This is a genomic window from Peribacillus sp. YIM B13481 (assembly GCF_042787985.1).
Taxonomy (GTDB): domain Bacteria; phylum Bacillota; class Bacilli; order Bacillales; family DSM-1321; genus Peribacillus; species Peribacillus simplex_A.
On sequence record NZ_JBHZPE010000026.1, the window covers coordinates 14,134 to 38,386 of the forward strand.

Below are 24,253 nucleotides of genomic sequence, written 5' to 3' on the forward strand. Positions count from 1 at the left end.
TCAACCTCTACTTTTGGTCCAGTTCTGCATAATCTTTACTTGAAACGGGACGAACTAGATTAGTTACTCCTGTTGCTTCCAGGACTTTAACTAGATAAAAAGCAGTTACACCTGCAAAGAATATGGAACCCACAAACCTCGCTATCATGAATAACGATAAATTCCAAAGAGTGAGAGCACCTATTTCCCCGTAGGCAAAATCCATTAATACTGATGCAAGGCAGGAAGCTATCGCAGCTAAAACGGCCACCGGCATATTGAATTTTTTATATTTGAACGCCATGAATACCAGTTCAGCGAACAAACCTTGGACCACCCCATATAAGAGTACGGACAGCCCCCATGGTGAACCTAGAAAGAATTCACCTGAAGCTGCAGCTATCTCTGCCAGAAGTGCCACACCCGGTTTCCGTAAAATCAAAAAGGCGACGGGGCCAGCTATAAACCACATTCCATAAATAAGTTGATCTAGATGTAATCCTAATGGTTTAACGGAATAATAAATCGAACCCCAAAGGATATAAACGATTCCAAATGCTACGGCAATCACGATCGTGACTAATATATCCGTTAATTTCAATCCTTTTTTCATATTTCAATCTCCTTTATACTTCTAGTGTTTCCTTATGCACAGGCCATGTCTCTAAACGATAAGCCATTTCCCAAAATGAGTACTCATATTGGCTGCTAAGGATAAAATGCTCCTTCATTCTTTCCTTATCTTCATCTGTTACCTTTTCAGCAATCTCATCAAGCCTCGCAATTTGTTCTTCTACCAAAGAGCGGAACCACTCTCCGCCGTAAGCCGCTATCCATTCTTGATAAATCGGCTCTTCCGGTTTACACTCTTGCAGCTTTTCACCTATTTCATAATACAGCCAATAACATGGCAAGATAGCCGCAATAACGTCACCTAAATGTCCAGAATATGCCGCACGATACATATGGGAAGTGTAAGCATAGGCAGTCGGGGCAGGTTTGAAATTTTCCCGTTCTTCTTTGGTGATGCCTAATCTCTCAGAAAAATTTTCATGAAGCTTCAACTCCGCTTCATATGTTCCCTGTGCGTGGCCGGCAAGCCTGCTTGTTGTATGTAAATCTGTAGCCTTGACTGCTCCTAAAGCTTGAACTCTAGCAAAATGAGATAAATAATAGGCATCCTGCTTGACATAAAAACGAAAACACTCTATTGGCAATGTGCCATCTCCTATTCCTGCAACAAACGGGTGATTAAAGCTAGCTTCCCAAATATGATCAACTTCCTGGCGGATTTCCTCTGAAAACTTCATGTCCATTACCTCCAAATTCTATTTTTTTATGAATGATACGGATAAAAGCCTTTTATAACCCCTTTTTTTTGCAAATAAAAAACCACTTTCTTTAACGTAAAGAAAGTGGTTGTACTTGAAAAAATACAGAAACGTATTGTCCCAGACCCCACTTCCCTACGCTGGTATAAACCAGATCAGGTTCTAAGGGTCTTAAAGTCATACTTTAATCTCAGCTTCTCAGGTAAAATCAGTTTTACCTATAAAGCACCCCTAGTGGTACAAATTGTATATATATTTCATTTGCCTTTATATTAACACGATAAATCCAATTGTCAAACGTATTAGAAAAGTTTTCAATCAAAGATGTTCATTATTAATCTTTTGGATTACTAGTCTTTCAATCTTCTAATACGTTAAGGATGAAGAAAAGAGGATGCCGCAGCCCCCCCATTCTCTATGGAATAATAAGATACTCTTATCCTCTTTTTTTAAGGCTGTTTTCACATACTTTGTTGCTATTTACCAGGTAGTGAGTTGTGGTTGATTTCCCCTCCAGATGCTCGCTTTCCGCGGGGCGGGCGGTGAGCCTCCTCGGCGTAAACGCCTGTGGGGTCTCACGTGTCCTGCTGCTCCCGCAGGAGTCTCGCACTTCTGCTCCAATCAACCTTAAATAGTTTCGTTTTAAAAACAACAATCTTTACGAAAAGAGCCTTTTTTAAAGACAGACATAACAAAATATTAAACATCAAAGTATTGGATAGATTGGATCTACTTAATTTGAATTCATAGTTTTTCGTCTACAATCCCTACAACTTTATCGCTGTCATGAATCTCCATATGCTTCGCTGTGCGGCAATCGTACAGCACTTTTATCCATAAACTCCAGAATGTATCTTGTGTTAACTAATCAAACGGAGGCTTAATGAAGTGTTCTCACTGACTCAGATGTAAAGGGAACCAATTCTGCTGTTCGGCCGTCACGAATCTTGTTTACCCAAGCAGGATCAACCATTAATGCCCGACCCACGGCTACCAGATCAAATTCTTCACGTTCAAGCCTTTCGATTAACCCGTCGATCTTGGTATTTTTGGCACTCTTTCCTTCCGTAAAGTGACTCGTAAAATCGTTATCCAGACCGACTGATCCAACCGTAATCGTCGGTTTACCCGTCAGCTTTTTTGTCCATCCGGCGAGATTCAGATTGGAGCCTTCGAACTCAGGCTCCCAGAAACGGCGGGTCGAGCAGTGGAAAATATCGACGCCCGCATCGGAAAGTGGCGTCAGGAACCGTTCCAGCAGCACCGGCGTTGCTGCCAGTTTCGCTGTAAAATCCGTCTGCTTCCATTGCGAGAACCGCAGCACAATCGGGAATTCCGGTCCGACGGCACGGCGGCAAGCTTCGATGACTTCGACCGCGAAGCGGGTGCGGGCAACCATGTCGCCGCCATAGCTGTCGGTACGCGGGTTCGTTTTCTCCCAGAAGAATTGGTCGATCAAATATCCATGCGCACCGTGAAGCTCAATGCCGTCGAACCCAAGCCGCTTGGCTTCGAATGCTGCCTGCGCAAAGGCTTGAACGATTGCGGCGATATCCAATTCCGAATAATCGCCAACATGGCCTCGCGCACCCATATGCCAAATCTGCGGAATAATCCGTCCGCCTACTTCGTGTACAGCAGCCACGACGTTTGCCCAACCGTTTAATGCAGCTTCGCCATAGAAATGCGGTACATTGGCTTGATTGGACGAATCCGAATGATTAATCACCGTACCTTCTGTCACGATAAGTCCAACGCCATTTTCAGCCCTGCGGCGATAATAGGCGGCCACATCAGGACCAGGCACTCCTTCAGGAGAAAATTGTCTCGTCATCGGTGCCATCACTATACGATTTGCCAGGGTCGTATTTCCGAATGCGAATGGTTTAAACAAGTTTTGAATAGATTGAGAATAATTCATAATTGACCTCCAAATAATTGAAATAGTGTTGTAGAATATATCCGCAACAGATTAGTAATTGCGTTCTTTGCTGAGAGCATCGTTCGGATAAGTTGGGAGCCCTTGGCTGGGTTGTCAGGCCGTAATCAACAGCCAATCCTGGCCGCCCTCCATAAGGTCAATCCCCCGTTCTGTCCTGCATGGATCTGACCATACGGGTCACCATCTTGCGCGGCATTAATCGCGGAATGAACGCCACGAACCGGTTGCGAGCCCCTGGCATTATGAGTGTCTTCCCGCGAAAGAAGCCTCGGTACCCTTCCTCAGCCACCTGCCCGGCCTCCATGATGGCCCCACTCTGGAACAGCTTCGAGGCGCCCATACCCGAACGATCGACGAATCCGGTTGACGTCAGCCCCGGACATAGTGCCGTCACAGTAACACCCGTGCCGCTCACCTCGTTCTCGAGAGCCTCGGTGAACGACAGCACGTACGCCTTCGTCGCGTAGTAAACCGACATCATAGGTCCCGGGAAAAAACCCACCAACGAAGCAACATTCATAATGCCCCCTTGGCCCCGTTTGACCATATCTGACAAGAACAACTTCGTCATAACAGTCAGAGCCTTGATATTGACATCAATCATATTCGTCTCTTGGTCCAACTTCGTTTCCAAGAATGTCCCGTACAAACCGAAGCCGGCATTATTGACAAGATAGTCGACGACAACCCCCTTCTCCTTAAGCTCCGCGACAATCTCCTCCGGTACGCCGGGTGATGCGACATCCTTGGCGATGACTGTCGTTTGGATGCCATATTTATTCCGATATTCCTTCGCTAGTTCCAAAAGTTTACCCTCGCTCCGCGCCACCAGCACTATATCATGTCCATCTTTGGCGAAACGATCCGCCAACTCTTGGCCAATCCCACCCGACACTCCAGTGATAAGTACAGTTTTTCTCATTTTGCAATCCACCTCTGTTTTTAGTGTAAAACTTTAAACCGTTTTGCAGCGTTTTCTAACCCCTGATTGTGACTATGGATGGTGTTTAGCCATACAGCAGAATCCGCTGGTCGGACCGTACTCAAGAAAAGTTGCCCGCCTCGCCCAACATTAAAGAACGAACATTCTAGTAAAGTGAAAAAATAGTAACGCAAACAGTTTTCTCAAAAGATTTCATTGACATGAAGTAGATACTCTTATGCTCTTCTTTTTTTAAACACTGAAAGTCCATTCTTAGAAATATTGTGAAGTAGGGACAACCAAACACTATAATTAGGTTTAGGAAGTTTTGATTTGCCTATTCGTGCTAATTGCTGCTCATACCAACCTAGCTCTAACATAGATGACGCTTTTTTATCTAAACTTGTAATTCCTGTCTTAATTGGTTTAATCTTTACCGTTTCATATTTCCCCTCAAAGATTTGGTTTGGTAGATCGGGTACAAGTGCAAATGGTTTTGCTAAGCCAACCATATCTATCGTCCCACTGGCTATAGCTTCAGTCATACCTTCTTGAGAACGAAACCCTCCTGTAACAACTAATGGTGTAGAGACTAATTTTCTCGCCTTATTAGCATATTCCAAGAAATAAGCTTCCCGTTTCTTTGTGCTTTCTTTCACTTCGCCCCCCATCATCTTGGGATTTTCGTAATTCCCCCCGGAAATTTCAATTAAATCAATACCGACTTCAGATATTCTCTGAAGAACCTCCATTGATTCCTCTTCCGTGAAACCACCTCGTTGAAAATCAGTGGAATTTAGCTTGATACCAATGGGGAAGTTGTCGCCTACTTGATTACGTATTTCCTGATAAATTTCCATTAAAAATCTCATTCGATTCGTTAAACTTCCACCCCATTCATCTGTACGTTGGTTATGATATGGCGATAAAAATTGATTAACTAGGTATCCATGGGCTGCATGAATTTGAACACCTGTAAATCCAGCATTTTTTGAAATTTTAGCTGCATTTCCGAAGCGTATAATCAGGTCTTTGATTTCCGGTGTAGTAAGGGCGCGCGGTTTATTAAAAAAGTCCTTAACATCCCCAGAAAGTGGGACAGCACTTGGCGCGACAGGTTCCTTTGATATGGTCTTAGGTGACTGTTTTCCAGGATGATTTAATTGCGTCCAAAGGTGGGTTCCATTTTGCGTGCCAGCTTTTGCCCATTTCTTGAGTTTGTCTAAGTCACGCTCATCTTCAATAACAACGTTTCCAGGTTCCCCTAAGGCTTGTCTATCAATCATAACGTTTCCTGTCACCAGAAGCCCCGCACCGCCATTTGCCCATGTTTCGTATAAAGTAATTAAGGGCTGTGTAGGATTATTATCAGCTGTCGCTAGTGTTTCACTCATGGCTGATTTAAAAAATCGATTTTTGATGTTTACTCCATTTGGGAGTTGTAGAGAATTTGCTAAGATAGTATTGTTATTTTTCATTTTTTTCTCTCACCTCAATTAATTTCTTTTATATAAAGAGCACCTATACTCTTCCTTTGTTAACAAATATTATACCGACTTGACCATCTTTTAATTTAGGGTAAATGTATTTTAATCCATTCTAATCCTTCATTTTAAAATCACATTCTTTAATGTAAATATCACCAACTGTAAGAATCAGGATATAATAAGTTGGTGCCTCGCTGTACAGAGAGGCAAAACTGACGATCTCACCTGAGACTATGCATCAAGAAACAGCTTCACATGTGCGGCAAACAGTTCAGGGTATTGGAACAGGTGTCCATGCCCGGAGTCCTGGTAAATGATGAGCTGTGCGTTAGGTAGTTGCTGAGCAAGAATGTAACTGTTTTCGGTAGGAACCATGATATCCTCAACACCGTTAGTTACAAGCACTGGTTGCTTAATCTTATGCAACCATTCATACGATTGGTTAGGTAACCGATCAGCCCACTGTTCTATCGCCTTCAATTGTGCGTCGCGTACCTGCAGCGAACTTTCAAATTTTTTCTGGGCAATAATACGCTTCAGTGAAGCACTTCCAGCCGCGCGACTAGTTTCGGTAGGATTATAAAAAAGGAACATGAATCTTTCGAAGGCGCCATTAGCATCTTCGCTAGGCATAGCCTCATTAACATCCTGCCGAAATTTATTAACGCCTGATTGTGGAGCGGTACCCGCCAATACTATACGGCGAATTAAATTCGGATGTTGCAATACTAACTCCTGAGCTACGAACCCACCAATTGAGAAGCCAAGCACATCGACCTGTTGTAAACCAAGGGCTCTAATGAAGGACGCTGCATCTTTGGCCATTTCAGCTATAGTAGAAGGAGTTTCGCCACTGGTTTCACCTACACCGCTATTATCGAAAAGAATAATGGGTCTATCTTCAGCTAGAGCCCCAATAAGCTCTGGATCCCAGTTTTCCATTGTTCCTCGGAAGTGGATAAAGAACACCAGTGGAATACCAGTTTCTTTGCCAAACTTCCTATAGGCAAACCGAATTCCCTCCGCTTCGACATATCTTGTTGTACTTGGAATAGTAAATGTTGACATAATTTTTTCTCCTTTCGAACTAATCGTTCGGGTAGTTGTTGAAGCGAGACATCGCCTTACGCAATGATTAACTTGTTGATTACGCGAATAGTTCCCAGTCATGTTCATTACTAATGCGGCGAAATTATCTGCTTCTAGTTATTATTTCATCACAATGTTTCACTTTGGATAAGCAAGCGTTAACGCACACGCTTGGCTTGTTGGCTTTTTGACAAGTGTGGGTGCCGTTGAAACACTTATAATTTGAGAATGACCGTTCTTAAATTATCAAAAAAAAGAAAACTTAATCCAAGACAGACAGTGTTATGTCGATAATGTTTTCCAGTTTTTGTTTGTCATCGGTGGTTTTCGCCAAGACGCGTAATCCCACTAATGAATTATGGATAAACTGGGAGAGCCTTTCCACAGTATGATGTTCGGATACTTCCCCCGATTTTTGACCACGCAACAATAGCTCATACAGCAGACTTTCTGTCTTGGTAAAACTCTCCACAACCTTTTCTGCTGCTTCTTCGTCATGCAAAGACAATTCAACTGCTGTATTCACTGTCAAGCATCCGATCTGTTGTTTTTCGTTTGTGTGGATCACCATCTCAAATAAACGCCTGATAGCCTTCTTGACCGAACCGAGCTGCTTTACTTGGGTGTCAATTTGGGTTTCTACTACCTCGTCATAGCGTTCCAATGCTTTCATGAACAACGTATGCTTGTCACCAAATGTATCATAGATACTTCTACGGTGAACGCCCATATGGTTCACCAAATCTTGCATGGATGTTTTTTCATAACCCTGCTGCCAGAAAAGCTCCATTGCTCTCTTTAATGCTTCTTTTTCATCAAATTCTTTACTTCTAGCCATGTAGTCCCACCTTAGAACGTATTATCTCTTACTTCTGAAAAGGTCTGAGAATCATTTGTCGTACTTAGATTGCAACAATTTTTTATCACCCCTCCCTCAATCAATTCTTCAGAATTAAAGAATGATCATTCTCATTTGGAAAGGGAAACAAAATTGTAGCTTGCTTTAAGCATATCAATTTAAGAACGATCAGTAAAGAATTATTAATGATGGTGAAAAACATTAATTTCAAACTTGTTAGAACTTATTCATGCCGATGAAAGCAAAAAGCATCTTATTCCTCAAAATACGTATAACGCATTAAAAGTAATGGTTGGGAGTTCTTTATTGAACTCCCCTTCAATTCAAAAGTGATTTTACGACTGAGACCATATTTTAGTTATTCAAGAAAATGGCGCTTTTCTGGAGTACAGATTGCAAGTTTACTTTTGCTTATATTGATTAGTTCGGCACATAATCCATAAATTATTTAATGATATGAATTGGGGTTCCAAGTGCAACTTCGGCAGCTTCCATTGTCATTTCTCCAAGTGTGGGATGGGCATGGATTGTCAAAGCGATGTCTTCAGCTGTCAATCCTGTTTCAACAGCCAAAGCTAACTCCGAAATGAGATCTGATGCATTTGCTCCGGCAACTTGCGCTCCGATAATAAGTCCATCTTCTTTACGAGTTACAAGCTTAACGAACCCTTCTGTGCTGTCAAGTGACAACGCACGTCCATTTCCCGCATATGGGAATTTTGCAGCTACTACTTCAATACCTTCATTTGTTGCTTGTTGTTCAGTATAACCTACAGTTGCAAGCTCAGGGTCTGAAAATACGACTGCTGGAATGCCTATATAATCAATTTCAGATGGATGTCCGGCAATCGCTTCAGCAGCAATTTTTGCTTCATAGAATGCCTTATGTGCTAATTGCGGACCTGGAACAACATCCCCGATTGCATAAATATTAGGAACATTCGTGCGGCATTGCTTATCGATTTCAATAAGTCCACGGCCAATCACTTTTACGCCTGTTTGTTCAAGACCTATTCCATCCGTATTCGGGCGGCGTCCAACCATTACAAACACATAATCAGCGTCTATTTTCTGTTCTTCGCCTTTTACCTCAAAGGTTACAGTGACGCCATTTTCTGTTTCTTCTACACCTTTTGCCATTGCTTTGGTATAAAATTCTACACCTTTTTTCTTCATACTCTTCGTAACAACGGCTGACATTTGTTTTTCAAAACCTACGCCTAAAATTTCATCTGCACCCTCTAAAATCGTTACTTGGGTACCAAAGTTTGCATAGGCACCGCCAAGTTCAATTCCGATAACACCGCCGCCAATAACAACGATTTTTTCAGGAATTTCATTTAAGCTGAGGGCACCAGTCGAATTTAGAACGCGTTTTGAATATTTAAATGTAGGCAACTCGATTGAACGCGATCCTGTTGCAATAATTGCATTTTTAAAGGTGTATGTTTGAGCATTTTTTTCGCCCATTACGCGTAATGAATTACTGCCTACAAAGAATGCTTCACCACGTACAATCTCAACTTTATTTCCTTTTAATAGTCCTTCGACACCACCAGTTAACTTTTTCACTACACTAGCTTTCCACTCTTGTACTTTTGAAAAATCAACCTTTACATTCTTTGCTGTAATCCCAAATGCATCCGAATGCTTAGCTGTTTCATAGCGGTGACCAGCGGCAATTAATGCCTTTGAAGGAATACAGCCGACATTACAACATACACCGCCCAAATATTCCTTTTCAACAATTGTTACTTTTTGTCCCAGCTGGGCAGCACGAATTGCTGCTACATAACCCCCAGGACCTGCACCGATGACTATAGTATCTGTTTCAATTGGGAAATTTCCGACAACCATTACTTACGCCTCCATTAACAATAGTTTTGGGTCGTTTAATAATCACTTAATATGATTCATTGCATTCAGCGCTGTAGCTCCGTCGATCCTTCTGTGGTCAAACCTTAATGAAAGAGTAAGTACAGGCGCTATTAGAATTTAACCATCTGGAACAATTGGTTGCTAAGCAATACGGCCAACCCACGAATAGCCTATTTCAGGATGGTGTTAATAACAGTTGTAAACCATTGTCAGTCAGCTGAACCAATGTCTGAAATCTTACTGGTGCACCCCTCATTTCATTCGGTGCAAGTTTGTAAAAGCATATTCCATCGCAGCAGCTTTATCACAGTAACCCACAAGTAGCATGCCCCTCAGATTTCGATTCTTCCAGAAAACCCCACCCCAATAACAACTCTGCCTTCTTCACACATCTACAATCTTAAAACCAAGCACTTTTGCAACTGGAGATTCAGGTATTTCACCCGTCCTCATTTTCTTATAGAATATAACTCACTAAAAAAACCAAACGGTCTTTTTTTATCCAAAAAAAGAATCAATAACTGAATTAGAAAAGAATCGCTTTTATCTGCATGATAACCATGTCTAAAAATCGCTAATCCTTACCAATCTACTGAGGATCAATGCACCTATAGAAGAAAGGATGAACACTGCCATCTGTTCAGAATCAATCTGTTTATCAATTTCATTTTGACTCTTTCCAAGCTCAATAATGGCTTTGATGGTATTTATTAAGCCAGTAAAACCCTCCTTAATTGAATCTTCAATCAAAATATTTGAGTCATCTGCTTCAATGGCCGTATTCATTAAAGGACAGCCACCCACTAATATATCATTTTGGAACAAAGTCATAAAAATAGAAGTAAAAGCCTGAAATTGTTCGTTTGCAGTTTCCTTGGATTTAATAGCTTGTAAATAATTTTTTTTCGTTCGTTCACCTTTATTCATCTTTTCTAAACTCCTTTTCTAAAAAAAGAACAATCGGTCTTTTTTATTATTTAACATCATTAATACCGTTTATGTCAAGTATTGAACATGATAATAATTTAATGCACTTTTTGTTCTACGCTTAAATCAATTCGCGAGCCGCGTTCACCTTTTTTCATAATCTGGATAATCCGTCATTCCTTAAGGGATTCTATGTACCGAATCAAGTTGTTCTCGGCCAGAACGAATATAAGAAGTTAATCCAATTAGAGTGCTTTAATGAGAACTTCTGACTCCCACCAACCCTTTACATTCTTATCTCTTTAGTGATCTTTACGTCTAGAAAAGATAATCCTAAGGTTAAGCCAAAAGTTGTACCAAAATCATAAACGTCAATTTCAGATGTTCGAAAAATATAATTTAAAATATATGTCGCAGCACTAAAGAAAATAAGCAAAGTAATTATTTAAACGTCAAGTAGCTCCAAATACACGATAAAAACTGTGTTTTCGGGACTACTTTTTGTTGCTTCCCTTTTATCACATAAAATAACCTCCACATATTTGTAAGGAGATTACCACATTTATTGCCCAGCAAATACTATAACAAAAGGGGTATTCATTTCGGAAAGTTTACTCATGAATTCAGTCGGTTTACTCGTGAATTTGACGATTTCACTCGTGAATTCTTTTTCTAAAAAATGGCCTATATGTCAGGGAACAGTCTGCATGTCTGTCACCTGACATATAGGCAATCTACTACCCGAAGAAAGCATAATATTATTTATACATTCGATGTTGCTTTTAGTTTTATATTTTCCTCCATCTGTGGTTTATCATAGCTACCATACCTCTCTTTTACAACCAGTAACGCCAAGGCCCAACCTATCCCGGTGGTCCTTATCTCCCGTGGATAATACTCGGAAATATACGTATTGGCCAAATTCATCGTACCCACTGTACAGGCACCTCCAAAAGCGATTAAAATATATAATGCTACTACATTTGAGGTTAATCCTAATATTACAAAGCAGACCGTACCAATGGCACAGAGGGATACAAGCACTCTTCTATGGCCCATTTTCCCAACTAAGTACCCTCCAATTATCGATCCGCCAATTTGCCCAATCCCCGATATAAGATTGAAAGATAAACTGGATGTAAGGCCGTATCCGGACTGCTGCATGATTTTTGGTAACCATGTATTGAGTCCGTATACCATAAGTAAACAATTAAAGGCAGCTACCCAAAACGCAAATGTACTAAGAGTACGCTTATCTTCAAAGAGTTTCTTGACTGGAAAGCCCTTTGCCTTTTCTTGGACTTTGGCAAACTCATAATCGTCCAAATCTTTATAGTCGCCCTCTGGATCAATGCGGTTCAGAATTCCGGCAAGCTTTACCCCTTGTTTTCGAATAGCATAATAGGAAAGGGATTCAGGAAATTGCTTCATGAAAAAAGGAAGTGCCAATAAGGGAAGCGCCCCAATCCAATACAAAACCCTCCAGCCCATTTGCTCCATCACATACATTCCAATTAAAGAAGCCAGTATGCTTCCTATGGAATATCCACAGTACATAGAGGTTACAATGAGCACCTTGTTCTTTTTGGGTGAGTATTCCGCCATTAAGGAGATAACGTTTGGCATTAATCCTCCCATTCCCAAGGCTGCTATAAATCGCATAATCGAGAAAAAGGCAGGATTTGGGGCAAAACTTGAAAGTAATGTAAAAACACTGAATATACAGATGCAAATGGCAAGCACTCTTTTTCTCCCCATTTTATCCGCCAGGGGTGCAAAAATAAGGGCTCCTACCATCATTCCGAACAATGAATAACTTGCTATTCCGCCAGCTTCCACTGGCGTCAAGTTCCATTCCTCCATCATCAAAGGCAAACCTACTCCATACATGGCTATATCAAAGAAGGTAATTGCGAACAAACACCACATAAAGACCATTAAATGAAAACGGCCAAATTTACTATTACCCACCACTTCTGAAGCATTTACTTCACGCAATTAATTCCCTCCTCTTAGCCCTTAGTTCACGTTATAACATGTAAAGTCAGTTTCCCTAATTCACCATAATCAGCTATAACTTCATCGTTTGCCTGTATGGGAATGGCATCTGTAATCCCGCCCACTAAAACAATCATTCCAGCCTGGATGGAGAGTCCTTCACGGCTAATCATTTTTACAAGTTCCACAATCGAATGAATCGGATGATCCAGTACAGCTTCTCCAAGACCTTTCTTTTGTATTTCACCATTTTGATAAAGCCTAACTTCTGCTTGAGCCCAGTCCGTGTGATACGGTGAAAAAGCTTGATTGCTAAGCAAAATCTTAGCTGAGGATGCATTATCCGCTACTACATCTGTAAGTGTAAAGGAAAAATTTTTATAACGGCTGTCAATAATCTCTAAAGCTAGAAATACGCATTCTACAGCCGGCCAGACATCTTTCGCCGTTATATTTGCACCTTTCAGTTCTTCTTTGAATAAAAAAGCAAATTCGGGTTCCACTCTTGGATGAATGAATTCCCCAACTTTTAATACTGGTTTGGTTAGTTCCATGGCAGATGTCAACCTGCCATAGATCGCTTCTTCTACCCCTACTTGCTGTTGTTTGGCTTTGCTGGTCAAGCCCATCTTCCACCCGATGAATCTGTTATCACCAGTGATCGTCTCATTTATGCTCAACTTCTGAATTTCATATGCTTGATTTACTGTTAGTTCAGGATTGGATAATGTAAGCTTATCCATTTCACGGCCATTTTTTTGAGATTCGGCTACCCTTTTTGCTAGTTGAACTAGTTTCATCTTAAAGTCCCTTCCTTCTGCAGCGCCATTTGCTCAGCTACTTCAATTATGGTATCTTCCTGACCACCAACCACTTTTTGTCGACCCAGCTCCATCAAAATATCCCGGGCGTCCACTCCATACTTTTTCGCCGCTATGTTTGCATGCAATAAAAAACTGGAGTAAACGCCACTATAACCCATGATTAAACTCGAGTCTGTTATTTCCTGGGGCTTTGGCATGATCGTATTTCCAACTTCCTCCGAAAGATCAAGCATTTTATATAAGTCAATATCAGTACGGATACCCAGCCTATCCAGCACGGCAACAAGCACTTCGGTCTGGGTATTACCAGCACCTGCACCGAGACAGCGAATGCTGCCATCGATCCTATTTGCCCCCTCTTCAATTGCCACAAGGGAATTTGCCACAGCAAGAGATAAATTATTGTGAGCATGAAAACCGATATCGATATTCAGTTTTGATTTTAATAACCTGATCCGCGTCTTGACTTCATTTGGCAAAAAAGATCCAGCGGAATCAACAACATACACAGCATCTGCTCCATAAGATTCCATTAAACTGGCTTGCTCAAGAAGTTTTTCCGGTGATGCCATGTGAGACATCATTAAAAACCCGATTGCTTCCATACCGAGATGTTTCGCAGCTTCCAAATGTTGCTTTGAGACATCCGCTTCCGTTACGTGGGTTGCAATCCGCGCCATTTTCGCCCCAACGTGAGCAGCTTCCCTTAATTGATCAATTGTCCCGATACCAGGAATTAAAAGCACTGAAATAATCGATTTTCCGGCAGCTTCAACAGCGGCTTCCACCAATTCAATATCATTCACTTTTGAAAATCCATATTGCAAGGATGATCCGCCTAGGCCATCTCCATGCGACACTTCAATATAAGGGACACCTGCAGCACTAAGTTTCCCAGTCATGTTCTTTACTTGATCGATTGTATATTGATGTGCCACTACATGGCTCCCATCCCGCAATGCAACTTCAGTCACCAATACATCTTTACGCAAATGAACCCCACCTTTACAGTTCCGATTACTTTTTTCAAACATAATGTTCGAATTGGCTTTTAGCGATCTCTTCCCCTACTTTTACAGCTGAGGCCGTCATTATATCCAAATTACCTGCATATACGGGAAGAAAATCTCCTAACCCTTTCACTTCCAGAAGGACTGTTATTTGTTTCCCATCAAATATCGGCTCTGTCTTAAGACGGTAACCTGGAACATATTCAGATACCTTTTCCGCCATCTTATTGACAGACGTTGTTATCTCTTCCACATCAAAGGAATCTGATTGAAGCAGACAATGAATGGTATCCCTCATAATGAGGGGCGGTTCGGCCGGATTTAGCAGAATGATAGCTTTTCCTTTTTTTGCTCCACCCACCTGTTCCAGGGCCCTTGCCGTCGTTTGGGTAAACTCATCAATATTAGCCCGAGTTCCGGGACCGGCACTCTTGCTGGAAATTGTCGCAATTATTTCGGCATATTCGACTTGGGCCACTTGACTGATTGCATGAACGATAGGGATTGTCGCTTGACCGCCGCATGTAATCATGTTAACAACCGCTTCATTCAAATTTTCTTTTAAATTCACGGAAGGAACGATAAACGGTCCGATCGCGGCAGGTGTCAAGTCTATCAGCTTCTTGTTCATCTTTTTCAAGGCTTCGCAGTGAAAAACATGCGCCTTCGCAGATGTGGCATCGAATAAAATGTCTGCAAGTTCAGACTTTTCCAAAAATCCATCCATGCCATTTTCAATGACATGATGTCCGTGCATCCTAGCCTTCTTCAAACCCTCTGATTCCTTGTCGATACCAATCATTACCGACATTTCGAGAACATCCGACCGATGAATTTTCATCATTAAGTCCGTGCCGATATTCCCTGATCCAATAATGCCTACTTTTAGTTTTTTCAAGGCCGCTGGGCTCCTTTCACTCAAAATTAACCGAGACCTTTCCAAGTTTATCTCCAAAGTCAGCAGAAAAACGGTCACCTGGTTTCGCTTCGATTGCTGCGGATAATGCACCGGATAAAATTACTTCGCCCGCATTCAATGAACCTTTAAACCCATTTAGTTTATTTGCGAGCCAGGCTACGCACGTTGCTGGATTTCCAAGTACTGCATCACCTGTCCCTTGGTTCATGAATTCGCCATTTTTATATAGGCTCATTTGAATGGAAGGGAGGTCGATTTCACTCAAGTGAATTTTGCGATCTCCCAGAATATATAAGCCCGATGATGCATTATCCGCCACAGTGTCCTGGAGTTTAATCTTCCAGTCCATCACACGGCTATCAACGACTTCGATCGAAGCAACCACATAATCAGTGGCTTCGATTACATCATCAACCGTAATATTTGGACCGTGCAGATCCTTCTTTAAAATAAAAGCCACTTCTGCCTCCACTTTCGGTTGAATTAACCGGCATCTGGGAATATATCCGTTATTTTGCACTTTCATCCCATTAAGTAAATGTCCGTAATCTGGTTCATTTACTCCAAGAACCTGTTGCATAGCCTTTGAAGTCAAGCCTATTTTCTTACCTGATACTTCCAGACCGGACTGGATTTTGCTTCGAATGGTTTCAAGCTGAATTTGGTAGGCATCCTCCACATCCAAATCCGGAATTTCACTGGTGGGGGCCGAAATTCCTATTCCTGTTTTTTCCGCTTTCAAAAACCTGGCAGACCATTCTGTTAAACTAACGATCATGATGCTTCCCTCCTTCTTTATAATTTAATCGTGACGTTAGACAATTCACTGTAAAATTCGAAACTATGGGACCCACCTTCACGGCCGATGCCACTGTGTTTCATGCCCCCAAAAGGTGTGCGCAAATCACGTAAATACCAGGTATTCACCCAAATAATGCCCGCTTCTATTTTAGAAGCGACACGATGCGCCCTCCTTAAATCATTGGTCCAGATCGTTGCCCCCAGTCCGTAATGAGTATCATTAGCGTGCACTAGTACCTCTTCTTCCGTTTCGAAAGGCATGACCGTTACCACAGGACCAAAAATTTCTTCCCGTACGCAACGGGATTCACGCGTAACTCCGGCAATAATTGTCGGTTCAATGAAAAAACCTTTTTCAAACGGACCGGCTCTTCTTCCTCCAGTTAATATTTTCGCTCCTTCTTCTTTCGCCAGATCAATGTAACTCATCACTTTTTTATAATGTTCTTTTCCTATTACAGCTCCTACTTCCGTTTCGGAATCAAACGGATCCCCGACTTTCAATTTTTCTGTACGCACAACCATCTTTTTAAGGAATTCTTCATATAAACCTTGCTGAACGTAGATACGTGATCCACATAAACAAACTTCACCTTGGTTCATGAAGCTTGATTTCAATGTCGTTTCGATCACTTCATCGAGATTCGAGTCTGCAAACACAATATTCGGATTTTTCCCGCCCAGTTCAAAAGAGATTTTTTTCAACGTGGGCGCGGCAGCTTTCATAATCGCTGTTCCCGTTTTTGTTTCCCCAGTGAATGTTATCGCATCAACGTCAGGATGTTCGCTTAGAGCAGCTCCAGCTGAATTTACACCATATCCATGCACAAGGTTGACTACCCCGTCCGGAACTCCGGCTTCCTTACAAATTTCCATCAATTTTGTCGCTGTCATCGGGGTCAGTTCAGCTGGTTTCATAACCGCAGTATTGCCGGCTGCCAGACATGGTGCCAACTTCCATGTCAACAATAACAATGGTAAGTTCCAAGGATTAATCATCCCTACCACCCCTACGGGTCGTCTAATCGAATAATGAAGGGCAATGTTGTTCTGATTGTAGGATTCATTACCAAGTGTAGTGATATAATCAGCAAAAAAGTGGAAATTGTGAGCTGCACGCTTGATGTCCATTTCTAGTGCAAGGCTATACGGTTTCCCTGTATCGAGGGTTTCCAACATGGTCAGTTCTTCTTTCTTTTCTAAAATGAGATCGCCGATTCGCCTTAGAACCGCAGAGCGTTCATTATCGGTAAAAGATTTCCAAGGACCTTTAAGCGCATGCCTTGCTGCAGAAACAGCTTGATTCACCTCCTCTTTTCCTCCTTCAGCAACCCATCCAAGTTTTTCTTCCGTTGCGGGATTGATATTGTCAAAAGTTTTAGATTGATTTGGATTCAGGAATTCCCCGTTAATAAAGTGCCGGCAATCTATTGATTTAACAGTATTTATACTATCTTTTGCTGCTTGCATGAAACATCCCTCTCTCTTTATTGAGATAATTGCAAAAGGTCTCAATCTTGTATTTCCACAATCATTTCAATTTCAATTGCAGTATTATTTGGAAGCTGGGCCATTCCCACCGCTGACCGAGCATGTCTTCCCCTCTCTCCAAACACGTTAACAAGCAGGTCTGATGCGCCATTCAAAACTTTAGGCTGTCCTGTGAAATTTTCGGCTGAATTAACCATGCCGAGAATTTTGACTATCTTCTTCACTCTGGATAGTTCGCCAAGCTCAGCCTTCAGCACCCGCAGAAGATTAATCATTGACTGCCTCGCTGCCTGATACCCTTCCTCTTCCGTCAGCTCTTTGCCAAGCTTGCCGTGAAAATCATCAACACCTTGTCCGGATGTGAAAATCAAATTTCCCACCCGTACGTGGCTGACGTAGTTGCCGACCGCTTCCCTTGGCATATCAAGCATGATTCCAAGTTCCTCAAGAACTTGTTCCGGTGCTTTAATCTGTTTTTCCATGCTTCTCCCCTCACGATTCCAAATTTAAAAACCTCAATGCATTTTTCCCAAGAAGATTCGCTTTCACTTCATCTGAAAGATTTAGAGCGTCATCAATTACTTTACCTGGAGGCTTTTCTCTTAATAAAAATGGATAGTCGGAACCCATCAGCACTTTCTTATAACCAAAACGTTCAACCAGATACTGAATATTCCGGATATCATAGTTCAGGGAATCGAAATAAAACTTTTGTGCATAATGGCTTGGCGGCATTGAGGTTTTTCTTAAATCAGGCCATACTTCCCATCCCTGATCAATCCGCGGTAAAATATATGGGAATGAGCCCCCGCCATGAGCAAAACATAGTTTCAGATCCGGGAACTTTTCCATGACGCCACTCCATAAAATGCTTGCTGCCGCCAGTGCGGTTTCACCCGGCATCGCGATTGTATACATAAGGTTATGCCGTTCCGTTCGGTCTTTTGCCATTGTCTCCCAAGGGTGTATAAACAGTGGGACATTCCATTTTTCAGCCATTTGGAAGAATTCTAATAAAACAGGTGAATCTAGATTCTCTCCGTTTACGTTTGTACCAATCTCAATCCCCGCCAAACCAAGTTCAAATTTACAGCGTTCCATTTCGCCAATTGCCACTTTCAAATCCTGAAGCGGAACAGTCCCGAGACCGATGAACCTGTCAGGATGCCTGTTCACAGTCTCAGCAATAAAATCATTCTGGAATTGGGACATGTATAGCGCCTGGTCTATTGGCGCCCAGTATGAAAATGTCACTGGCACCGGTGACAGCACCTGCATATCGACTCCTTCGGCATCCATATCCTGAATGCGTTTTTCCGGGTCCCATACCTGGTCAGTCACTTTCCTGAACAGCTTCCCGCTTACCATAATATCCGCCCCGCATGAACATTTCTGCTCTAACACCGGCCAGCGTCCCTGACCAAATTTTCCGGTTAAGTCCGGCAGATCCAATGGCAGAATATGAGTATGAAAGTCTATTCGCATTTCCAAGCCTCAACGTTTTCTGACATAACATGACCACATTCATGACAAGTGCGAAGTTCCTTACTTCCGTTGAAAGCCTCAATGGCTTCTTTCACCTGAACCTCAATATTCGTCAATTGGATCGTAACTTTGTGCATCTCATGATTACATTTCCCACAGAACCAAACGAAATCTTCAAGCTCATCTATTGCACGCTTGCGCTCTATAACAATGCCGTATGTATCCGATACCCTGTGAGGGGAATGGGGTACATCAGCTGGCAGCATGAACATTTCCCCCTCTTTCACCTCCACTACTTCACGCTCGCCGTTTTGGGTAATGCATTCTACATAGCAGGAGCCTTTTATCTGATAAAATAACTCGTCTGAAGGGTCAACATGAAAATCACGCCTGTAATTCGGGCCACCCAGAAGCATGACAATGAATTCGGAATCTTCCCAAAGTACTTTGTTATTAACCGGCGGCTTCAATAAATTTTTATTGTCTTCAATAGCTTTCATTACATTTAATGATCTAGCCTGTAATTTTAAAGATTGAGCATATCCCTTCATAAATAAACTACCTCCCGTTTTCATTTTCGTAATATTTGCGAAAATTCACACTAACGACATATAACCAACCTGTTTTGAAATCATTTGTGCCGATCGAATTACAGATTGAATAATATTCGTCTTCTCTCTCCCAATCATATAATTTCGATCTCCGACAAGGTTAAGTGCTGCAATAACTTGACCATTGTAGGATTTAATGGGGGCAGCAACCCCGTATAACCCAAAATCATTTTCATCATCACTGATCGCAAATCCCTGTTTGCGGATGGCCTTTAATTCTTCATTCAATTGGTTAATGCAAGTAATCGTATTTGTTGAGTGCTTCAAAAGCCCTTTTGCAAGCGTAGGCTGAATAAAGGATGGGTTAAAAGCAAGTAATATTTTCCCGCTGCTCGTACAATACGCTGGTTTTCTTGCTCCTATATATGTGGTCATATGCTCAGCATGAGGGGACGACATTTTCATCACAAACCTGACTTCGCCTTCGTGAAACATTCCAATATGAGAATTCCCTCTAAATTGCAGGACAAGATTACTTAAAATAGGTCCTGCTTCATAATGAATATCCTGCTGATACATGACTTTACTGCTCCACTCAAGTAGCTTCCACCCAAGCCGGTATTTTCGATCTTTGCCCTGGATCAGCATCCCTTCCTTACACATCGTTTTCACGAGATGATGTGATGAGCTTGGACTCATATTCAATTTTTCAGCAATTTCCTTATTTCCAAGTGAGGGTTCTTCATTAGTGAATAAATCAAGTATCTTTATTACCTTCTCAACGGACGAAATCATGACGCCCCCCCTCCCTATTCAACTATTAAAATTACTGGTTGATCGCATCGATGGCTACTTGTATCGGTTTGTTAAGCACTTCATCTACCATGGTGAAGTTTTTGTTTTTCTTATATTTATTATAAAAAATGGCTCTTTTCCGAACTGGATCACCCGTGTAATAGCGCTCGTATTGAAGGAGGCGCTGCCCGAATGCTTCCCCGCATAAATCCCAGGCAAGTTTAAACACCCGTACGCGTTCTTCCGCTGAAACTCCGCTTCGTCCTCCATAATATTTATCGATATCACAGCGCAATTCCGGATTATCAAAGTCCGCCCCTGTCGGTGACATCAACAGCCCGCCAGCCCCAATTGTCTGGATAACCTCTATGGCACGGGGATACATCTCTGGAAGGAAACCGCGAATCGATTCCAAGGCATCTGGATTTGGCCGGGCCTCACCGTAGTCATTAATCGTGTACTCATATTCCGCTACCCGAAGCAGTGAACGGATGACTTCGACGGATTGAACAAGTTCACCCAAATCACGTTGGACATGCAGGAATCCATCAACTCCGATAGAGTCTGCCACTTTACAAGCAACTTCAACGGCAAATGCCAGTTTAATATATCCACGGACACCTGATTGGTGTGCAGGCTGTTCAGCGATTCCTGTCATTGGATACAAGCGGTTTGCCGCCTCTACATTGTTGTATAAGAAGACGCGATTCCAAGGAACCAATACATCATTAAATACAAGCAGGGCATCCATTTCCTCATAGCGTGAGGCCAGTGGATGGTCAAACATCGAGCGTGTTCCGTCCTGCATTGGTTCCCGGCAGATTATGCGCAGTCCCGGCGTATCGATCGGCAGCGCAAATGCTACCGCATGACGCTCATCTCCTGGTGTGAATCCCGGGAAAGAATAGATAATTACTTCATCAGTAATGGGAGCCAGGGTTGCTAACATTTTTGCACCTCGGACAAGTATTCCTTCTTCTTTTTCCTCAACGGTCCCCAAGTGTGTATATGTTTCTTTTTGCTCATGAGATTCCTTACTTCGATCATTTTGAGGATTAATGATTGCATGCGTAAGGAATAAATCATTGTCACGAATATAGGTATAATAATCCTTGATGTTCTTAGACCAGTCTTTGTTGTATTTATCAAGAAACCAGGAATTATGCGCCATGGAAGTGACTACAACATTTAAAAAGTCAGGCGTTCTCCCCATAAGTCCATATGTCATCCTGGCATACACTTCAAATAACTTACTTCTTTTTTGCAGGTCATCCGAAGTCTTCGGGAATAAAAAAGCATTATTAACAAGTTCTCCGGTTTCTTTACAAATGTGGGTGATTTCACCTTGATATTCCGGGTCATGTTGAATGTCATACAACTTCGCAATTTCTTGTATCGGCTGTTTAAAAATTGGTTCATTATAAATATCCTCAACCACTCTTCCACCAAGCCAGACTTCTGGCTTTCTGGATTTAATTCTATTAATATATTCTTCGCCGGTTTTAATGCCCATAAGAATCCCCCTTATTTTACGAGTTGTTTAGCAGACCCCATTTTCCCTTGATAAAAAGTAAGCGCTTCCAAATATTCGAAATGTAATTCCTGGATTTCACCTATGAACAAAACATGATCACCCGCATCATATTCTTTCCATGGTTTGCATTCCATCCAGGCGACACTTCCTTTTATTTTTGGTGAAATCCCCTTGTTATCCCAGTCAATTTCAAGTGCTTCCCGTTTATTGCCCGCAAATTGCCATGCAATGGATTCTTGTTCATCCGACAAAATGTTAATGGTAAATGCTCTATCTTTCATGCTATTGCAGGCTTTTGCTTCTTTATGAATTGACACTAAAGCAAGCGGGGGATCCAAGGAAACCGAAGTGAATGAATTCACAGTAATGCCATTTTGAACTTTCCCATCAAACCAGCTCACTATCGTAACTCCGGTTGGGAATTTACCAAAGCAATTTCTTAACTCGCGCCCATCCATCTTTTCACCTCCTACTCTTTGATTATGAATTCATTATATTAAACTTAAAAATTTAAAAAATCCAATAATTTCATAATATGAAATTACGAAAATTTTTTATTTTCAATAGTCATCTTTAATTTGTTCTTTTTTCATTGATAGGGAATTTATTTCCATAGATATATTGATCAACATTTTATTGAATATCGTGTAAAAGGACACTACCGAAGAAAAGACTTTCATTACCGCAATATCAAAAATCAATGGTACACTATCCATGATCATTCATATTTCCAGTTTAGTTATCATAATGGTCTTTTGAGTTTTCCACTCAAATATATGAAAGTGGTGAGGGAAGTTTCAATGTTGCGTTCCATTCGAAAGATCTATCAATTTTTTGTGGATATACCTTTAAAAAAAGGCGTGGTTTTGAAAAACCGCTACGAAGTAACGGCTGTAATAGGAACAGGTAGCTACGGTATTATCTATCTTTGCATTGATTTAAAAACGAATGTGAATACCGTAATCAAACAGCTCCGGACAAGTAAACGCCGCAGCAAAAAAGAGCTTGAACAGTTTGAGAATGAAATCTCCATATTACGAATGTTAAACCATAAAGAAATGCCTAAATTTCACGAGAAATTTTCACATGACGGAAATTATTATTTTGTGATGGATTTCATTGAAGGGGATAATTTGGAAGACCATATTTTTTTGAATCATATAACGTTCAATGAGAAAGAGTCTCTACTATTTCTTGGTGAGTTGGTCGAATTAGTATCTTATCTGCACAGCCATTATATTTTCCATCAAGATTTACGTATACCAAATATCTTACTTAAAGACAATCAGCCCATTTTGATAGACTTTGGTTTGTCTAAACGTGCCGTTTCGGCCGATCTCGCAAAAGAAGCCATTTTGCAGCTGAAAAGGCAGGATTTTTACGACTTGGGAGAAATACTCTTATATGTACTTTATACGACATACACTTCCAAAAATAAAATGGCTCTCCCTTGGACAGAAGAGCTTTCGTTGGAAAAAGATACCGAGCACATACTCAAAAGGTTATTAAGCATCCAAGAACCTTATTCTGATATCCAAGAAATCTCAATGGACCTGCATGCAGCATTAGAGACAAAGGAATTGAATTAGCTGCTACTGCCCCGCCCTTTTCTCTTGTAGCGGTCACTTCCACTCATGGGAGATCGTTTATACCCTCTGCTGCTGCTACTGCTGCCTCGGCGATAATGACCATGCCTTCGCTCACTGCTGCCTTGGGAAAGTTGTTTGATTTTTTTCATTATCTTTTTCAACATATTTATCACCTCTTTTATTTTGGTTTTAAAGCTTGTTATTCATTTAGCCTAACATAGCCTCAGTTTTAACCTTATTAATAAGTACTATAAATTCTTTTCATTTGTGTTACATTCCATGACTGTCTCCCTTTTTTTCATGGAGTGAGCTTATTTTCTTTCTTTGGTCAAATGATAAAGAAAGATTAAATAGCCATCATCATCCAAAATCACCACATTTTCAACACGATGGATTTATGCCAACTAATACGTTAAATCAAGCGCTTTTATACATCCTATAATCCATATCTTGTCACCAACCCTATTTGGAATGAAAATCAGGCAGTAAACAAAAAACCTGGCGAATATTGATCGCCAGGTTTTTCTTTGTTCATTTTTTTATTTTACAGCTTCTTTTAATTCCTTACCTGCTTTAAAAGCGGGTACTTTGCTAGCTGCAATTTGTATTTCTTCACCTGTTTGTGGGTTTCTTCCTGTACGAGCTGCACGGTCGCGCACTTCAAATGTACCAAAACCAACTAGTTGGATCTTTTCTTCTTTAGCAAGTGTAGTCGTGATTGTTTCAAACAATGCATCCACTACTTTTTTTGCGTCGTCTTTTGTTAGTTCAGCTTGTGCTGCCACACTACTCACTAATTCTGTTTTATTCATATGAACACCTCATCCTTTTATATTCTTAAA

Annotated in this window: 23 protein-coding genes, 1 pseudogene and 1 riboswitch; of the genes and pseudogenes, 1 reads left to right on the forward strand and 23 read right to left on the reverse strand. The window is 41.4% G+C overall.

Going from position 1 to position 24,253, the window contains the following annotated elements:
* Nucleotides 1-7: 7 nt before the first annotated feature.
* The 22 genes and pseudogenes from ACFX4X_RS15300 to ACFX4X_RS15405 all read right to left on the reverse strand — a co-directional run bounded on the left by ACFX4X_RS15300 (nucleotide 8) and on the right by ACFX4X_RS15405 (nucleotide 22,280).
* A complete protein-coding gene (locus ACFX4X_RS15300) occupies nucleotides 8-592 on the reverse strand; it encodes an ECF transporter S component (RefSeq protein ID WP_377384581.1) in 585 nt (194 codons plus the stop codon).
* 13 nt (nucleotides 593-605) lie between these two features.
* The gene (gene tenA, locus ACFX4X_RS15305; RefSeq protein ID WP_061462971.1) at nucleotides 606-1,289 is read right to left on the reverse strand and encodes a thiaminase II; all 684 of its coding nucleotides are present in this window, start codon (nucleotides 1,287-1,289) and stop codon (nucleotides 606-608) included.
* Between the two features lie 136 nt (nucleotides 1,290-1,425).
* Nucleotides 1,426-1,553, reverse strand: a riboswitch (TPP riboswitch).
* 637 nt (nucleotides 1,554-2,190) lie between these two features.
* Nucleotides 2,191-3,231 (reverse strand): NADH:flavin oxidoreductase, encoded by a 1,041-nt coding sequence (locus ACFX4X_RS15310; protein WP_377384583.1) that lies wholly within the window; start codon nucleotides 3,229-3,231, stop codon nucleotides 2,191-2,193.
* 157 nt (nucleotides 3,232-3,388) lie between these two features.
* Nucleotides 3,389-4,174, reverse strand: a complete 786-nt coding sequence (locus ACFX4X_RS15315; RefSeq protein WP_377384585.1) for an SDR family NAD(P)-dependent oxidoreductase — start codon at nucleotides 4,172-4,174, stop codon at nucleotides 3,389-3,391.
* Between the two features lie 236 nt (nucleotides 4,175-4,410).
* Nucleotides 4,411-5,652 (reverse strand): NADH:flavin oxidoreductase/NADH oxidase family protein, encoded by a 1,242-nt coding sequence (locus ACFX4X_RS15320; protein ID WP_284470921.1) that lies wholly within the window; start codon nucleotides 5,650-5,652, stop codon nucleotides 4,411-4,413.
* A gap of 240 nt (nucleotides 5,653-5,892) precedes the next feature.
* Nucleotides 5,893-6,729: an alpha/beta fold hydrolase gene (locus tag ACFX4X_RS15325; protein ID WP_377384587.1), complete on the reverse strand. Its 837-nt coding sequence runs from the start codon at nucleotides 6,727-6,729 to the stop codon at nucleotides 5,893-5,895.
* A 283-nt stretch (nucleotides 6,730-7,012) separates the two neighbouring features.
* Nucleotides 7,013-7,588 (reverse strand): TetR/AcrR family transcriptional regulator, encoded by a 576-nt coding sequence (locus ACFX4X_RS15330; RefSeq protein ID WP_377384589.1) that lies wholly within the window; start codon nucleotides 7,586-7,588, stop codon nucleotides 7,013-7,015.
* Between the two features lie 465 nt (nucleotides 7,589-8,053).
* On the reverse strand, nucleotides 8,054-9,466 hold the full coding sequence (lpdA, locus tag ACFX4X_RS15335; RefSeq protein WP_377384591.1) for a dihydrolipoyl dehydrogenase: 1,413 nt from the start codon (nucleotides 9,464-9,466) through the stop codon (nucleotides 8,054-8,056).
* A gap of 42 nt (nucleotides 9,467-9,508) precedes the next feature.
* Nucleotides 9,509-9,741 (reverse strand): annotated as a pseudogene (locus tag ACFX4X_RS15340) (2-oxo acid dehydrogenase subunit E2); the annotation flags it as partial.
* Between the two features lie 310 nt (nucleotides 9,742-10,051).
* Nucleotides 10,052-10,414, reverse strand: coding sequence for a TetR family transcriptional regulator C-terminal domain-containing protein (locus tag ACFX4X_RS15345; RefSeq protein ID WP_377384593.1), 363 nt, complete (start codon nucleotides 10,412-10,414; stop codon nucleotides 10,052-10,054).
* Between the two features lie 762 nt (nucleotides 10,415-11,176).
* Nucleotides 11,177-12,412, reverse strand: a complete 1,236-nt coding sequence (locus ACFX4X_RS15350) for an MFS transporter (RefSeq protein ID WP_377384594.1) — start codon at nucleotides 12,410-12,412, stop codon at nucleotides 11,177-11,179.
* Nucleotides 12,413-12,438: 26 nt separating this feature from the next.
* Nucleotides 12,439-13,212 carry a 2-keto-4-pentenoate hydratase gene (locus ACFX4X_RS15355; RefSeq protein WP_377384596.1) on the reverse strand — a complete coding sequence of 258 codons (774 nt, stop codon included), beginning with the start codon at nucleotides 13,210-13,212 and terminating at the stop codon, nucleotides 12,439-12,441.
* Entirely contained in the window at nucleotides 13,209-14,228 is a 1,020-nt protein-coding gene (dmpG, locus tag ACFX4X_RS15360; protein WP_377384598.1) for a 4-hydroxy-2-oxovalerate aldolase, read from the reverse strand. The genes ACFX4X_RS15355 and dmpG overlap by 4 nt, the downstream gene beginning before the upstream one ends.
* A 34-nt stretch (nucleotides 14,229-14,262) precedes the next feature.
* On the reverse strand, nucleotides 14,263-15,144 hold the full coding sequence (locus ACFX4X_RS15365) for an acetaldehyde dehydrogenase (acetylating) (protein ID WP_081108992.1): 882 nt from the start codon (nucleotides 15,142-15,144) through the stop codon (nucleotides 14,263-14,265).
* 16 nt (nucleotides 15,145-15,160) lie between these two features.
* On the reverse strand, nucleotides 15,161-15,943 hold the full coding sequence (locus ACFX4X_RS15370; RefSeq protein WP_377384600.1) for a 2-keto-4-pentenoate hydratase: 783 nt from the start codon (nucleotides 15,941-15,943) through the stop codon (nucleotides 15,161-15,163).
* Between the two features lie 17 nt (nucleotides 15,944-15,960).
* Complete coding sequence (locus ACFX4X_RS15375) at nucleotides 15,961-17,436, reverse strand: aldehyde dehydrogenase (RefSeq protein ID WP_377384602.1); 1,476 nt, start codon at nucleotides 17,434-17,436, stop codon at nucleotides 15,961-15,963.
* Between the two features lie 41 nt (nucleotides 17,437-17,477).
* Nucleotides 17,478-17,939 (reverse strand): RidA family protein, encoded by a 462-nt coding sequence (locus tag ACFX4X_RS15380; protein ID WP_089363075.1) that lies wholly within the window; start codon nucleotides 17,937-17,939, stop codon nucleotides 17,478-17,480.
* 10 nt (nucleotides 17,940-17,949) lie between these two features.
* Complete coding sequence (locus ACFX4X_RS15385) at nucleotides 17,950-18,948, reverse strand: amidohydrolase family protein (RefSeq protein WP_377384603.1); 999 nt, start codon at nucleotides 18,946-18,948, stop codon at nucleotides 17,950-17,952.
* Entirely contained in the window at nucleotides 18,933-19,493 is a 561-nt protein-coding gene (locus ACFX4X_RS15390; RefSeq protein WP_377384605.1) for a 3-hydroxyanthranilate 3,4-dioxygenase, read from the reverse strand. The genes ACFX4X_RS15385 and ACFX4X_RS15390 overlap by 16 nt, the downstream gene beginning before the upstream one ends.
* A 45-nt stretch (nucleotides 19,494-19,538) precedes the next feature.
* The gene (locus tag ACFX4X_RS15395) at nucleotides 19,539-20,288 is read right to left on the reverse strand and encodes an IclR family transcriptional regulator (RefSeq protein ID WP_089363078.1); all 750 of its coding nucleotides are present in this window, start codon (nucleotides 20,286-20,288) and stop codon (nucleotides 19,539-19,541) included.
* Between the two features lie 31 nt (nucleotides 20,289-20,319).
* Nucleotides 20,320-21,801, reverse strand: coding sequence for a 4-hydroxyphenylacetate 3-hydroxylase family protein (locus tag ACFX4X_RS15400; protein WP_377384607.1), 1,482 nt, complete (start codon nucleotides 21,799-21,801; stop codon nucleotides 20,320-20,322).
* Between the two features lie 11 nt (nucleotides 21,802-21,812).
* Nucleotides 21,813-22,280: a flavin reductase family protein gene (locus ACFX4X_RS15405; RefSeq protein WP_377384609.1), complete on the reverse strand. Its 468-nt coding sequence runs from the start codon at nucleotides 22,278-22,280 to the stop codon at nucleotides 21,813-21,815.
* A gap of 342 nt (nucleotides 22,281-22,622) precedes the next feature.
* Here ACFX4X_RS15405 and ACFX4X_RS15410 point away from each other — a divergent pair, with 342 nt between their 5' ends.
* A complete protein-coding gene (locus ACFX4X_RS15410) occupies nucleotides 22,623-23,411 on the forward strand; it encodes a protein kinase domain-containing protein (RefSeq protein ID WP_377384611.1) in 789 nt (262 codons plus the stop codon).
* Between the two features lie 539 nt (nucleotides 23,412-23,950).
* On the opposite strand, the gene ACFX4X_RS15415 is transcribed toward ACFX4X_RS15410, so the two are convergent.
* On the reverse strand, nucleotides 23,951-24,223 hold the full coding sequence (locus ACFX4X_RS15415) for an HU family DNA-binding protein (RefSeq protein WP_061462953.1): 273 nt from the start codon (nucleotides 24,221-24,223) through the stop codon (nucleotides 23,951-23,953).
* Between the last annotated feature and the right edge of the window lie 30 nt (nucleotides 24,224-24,253).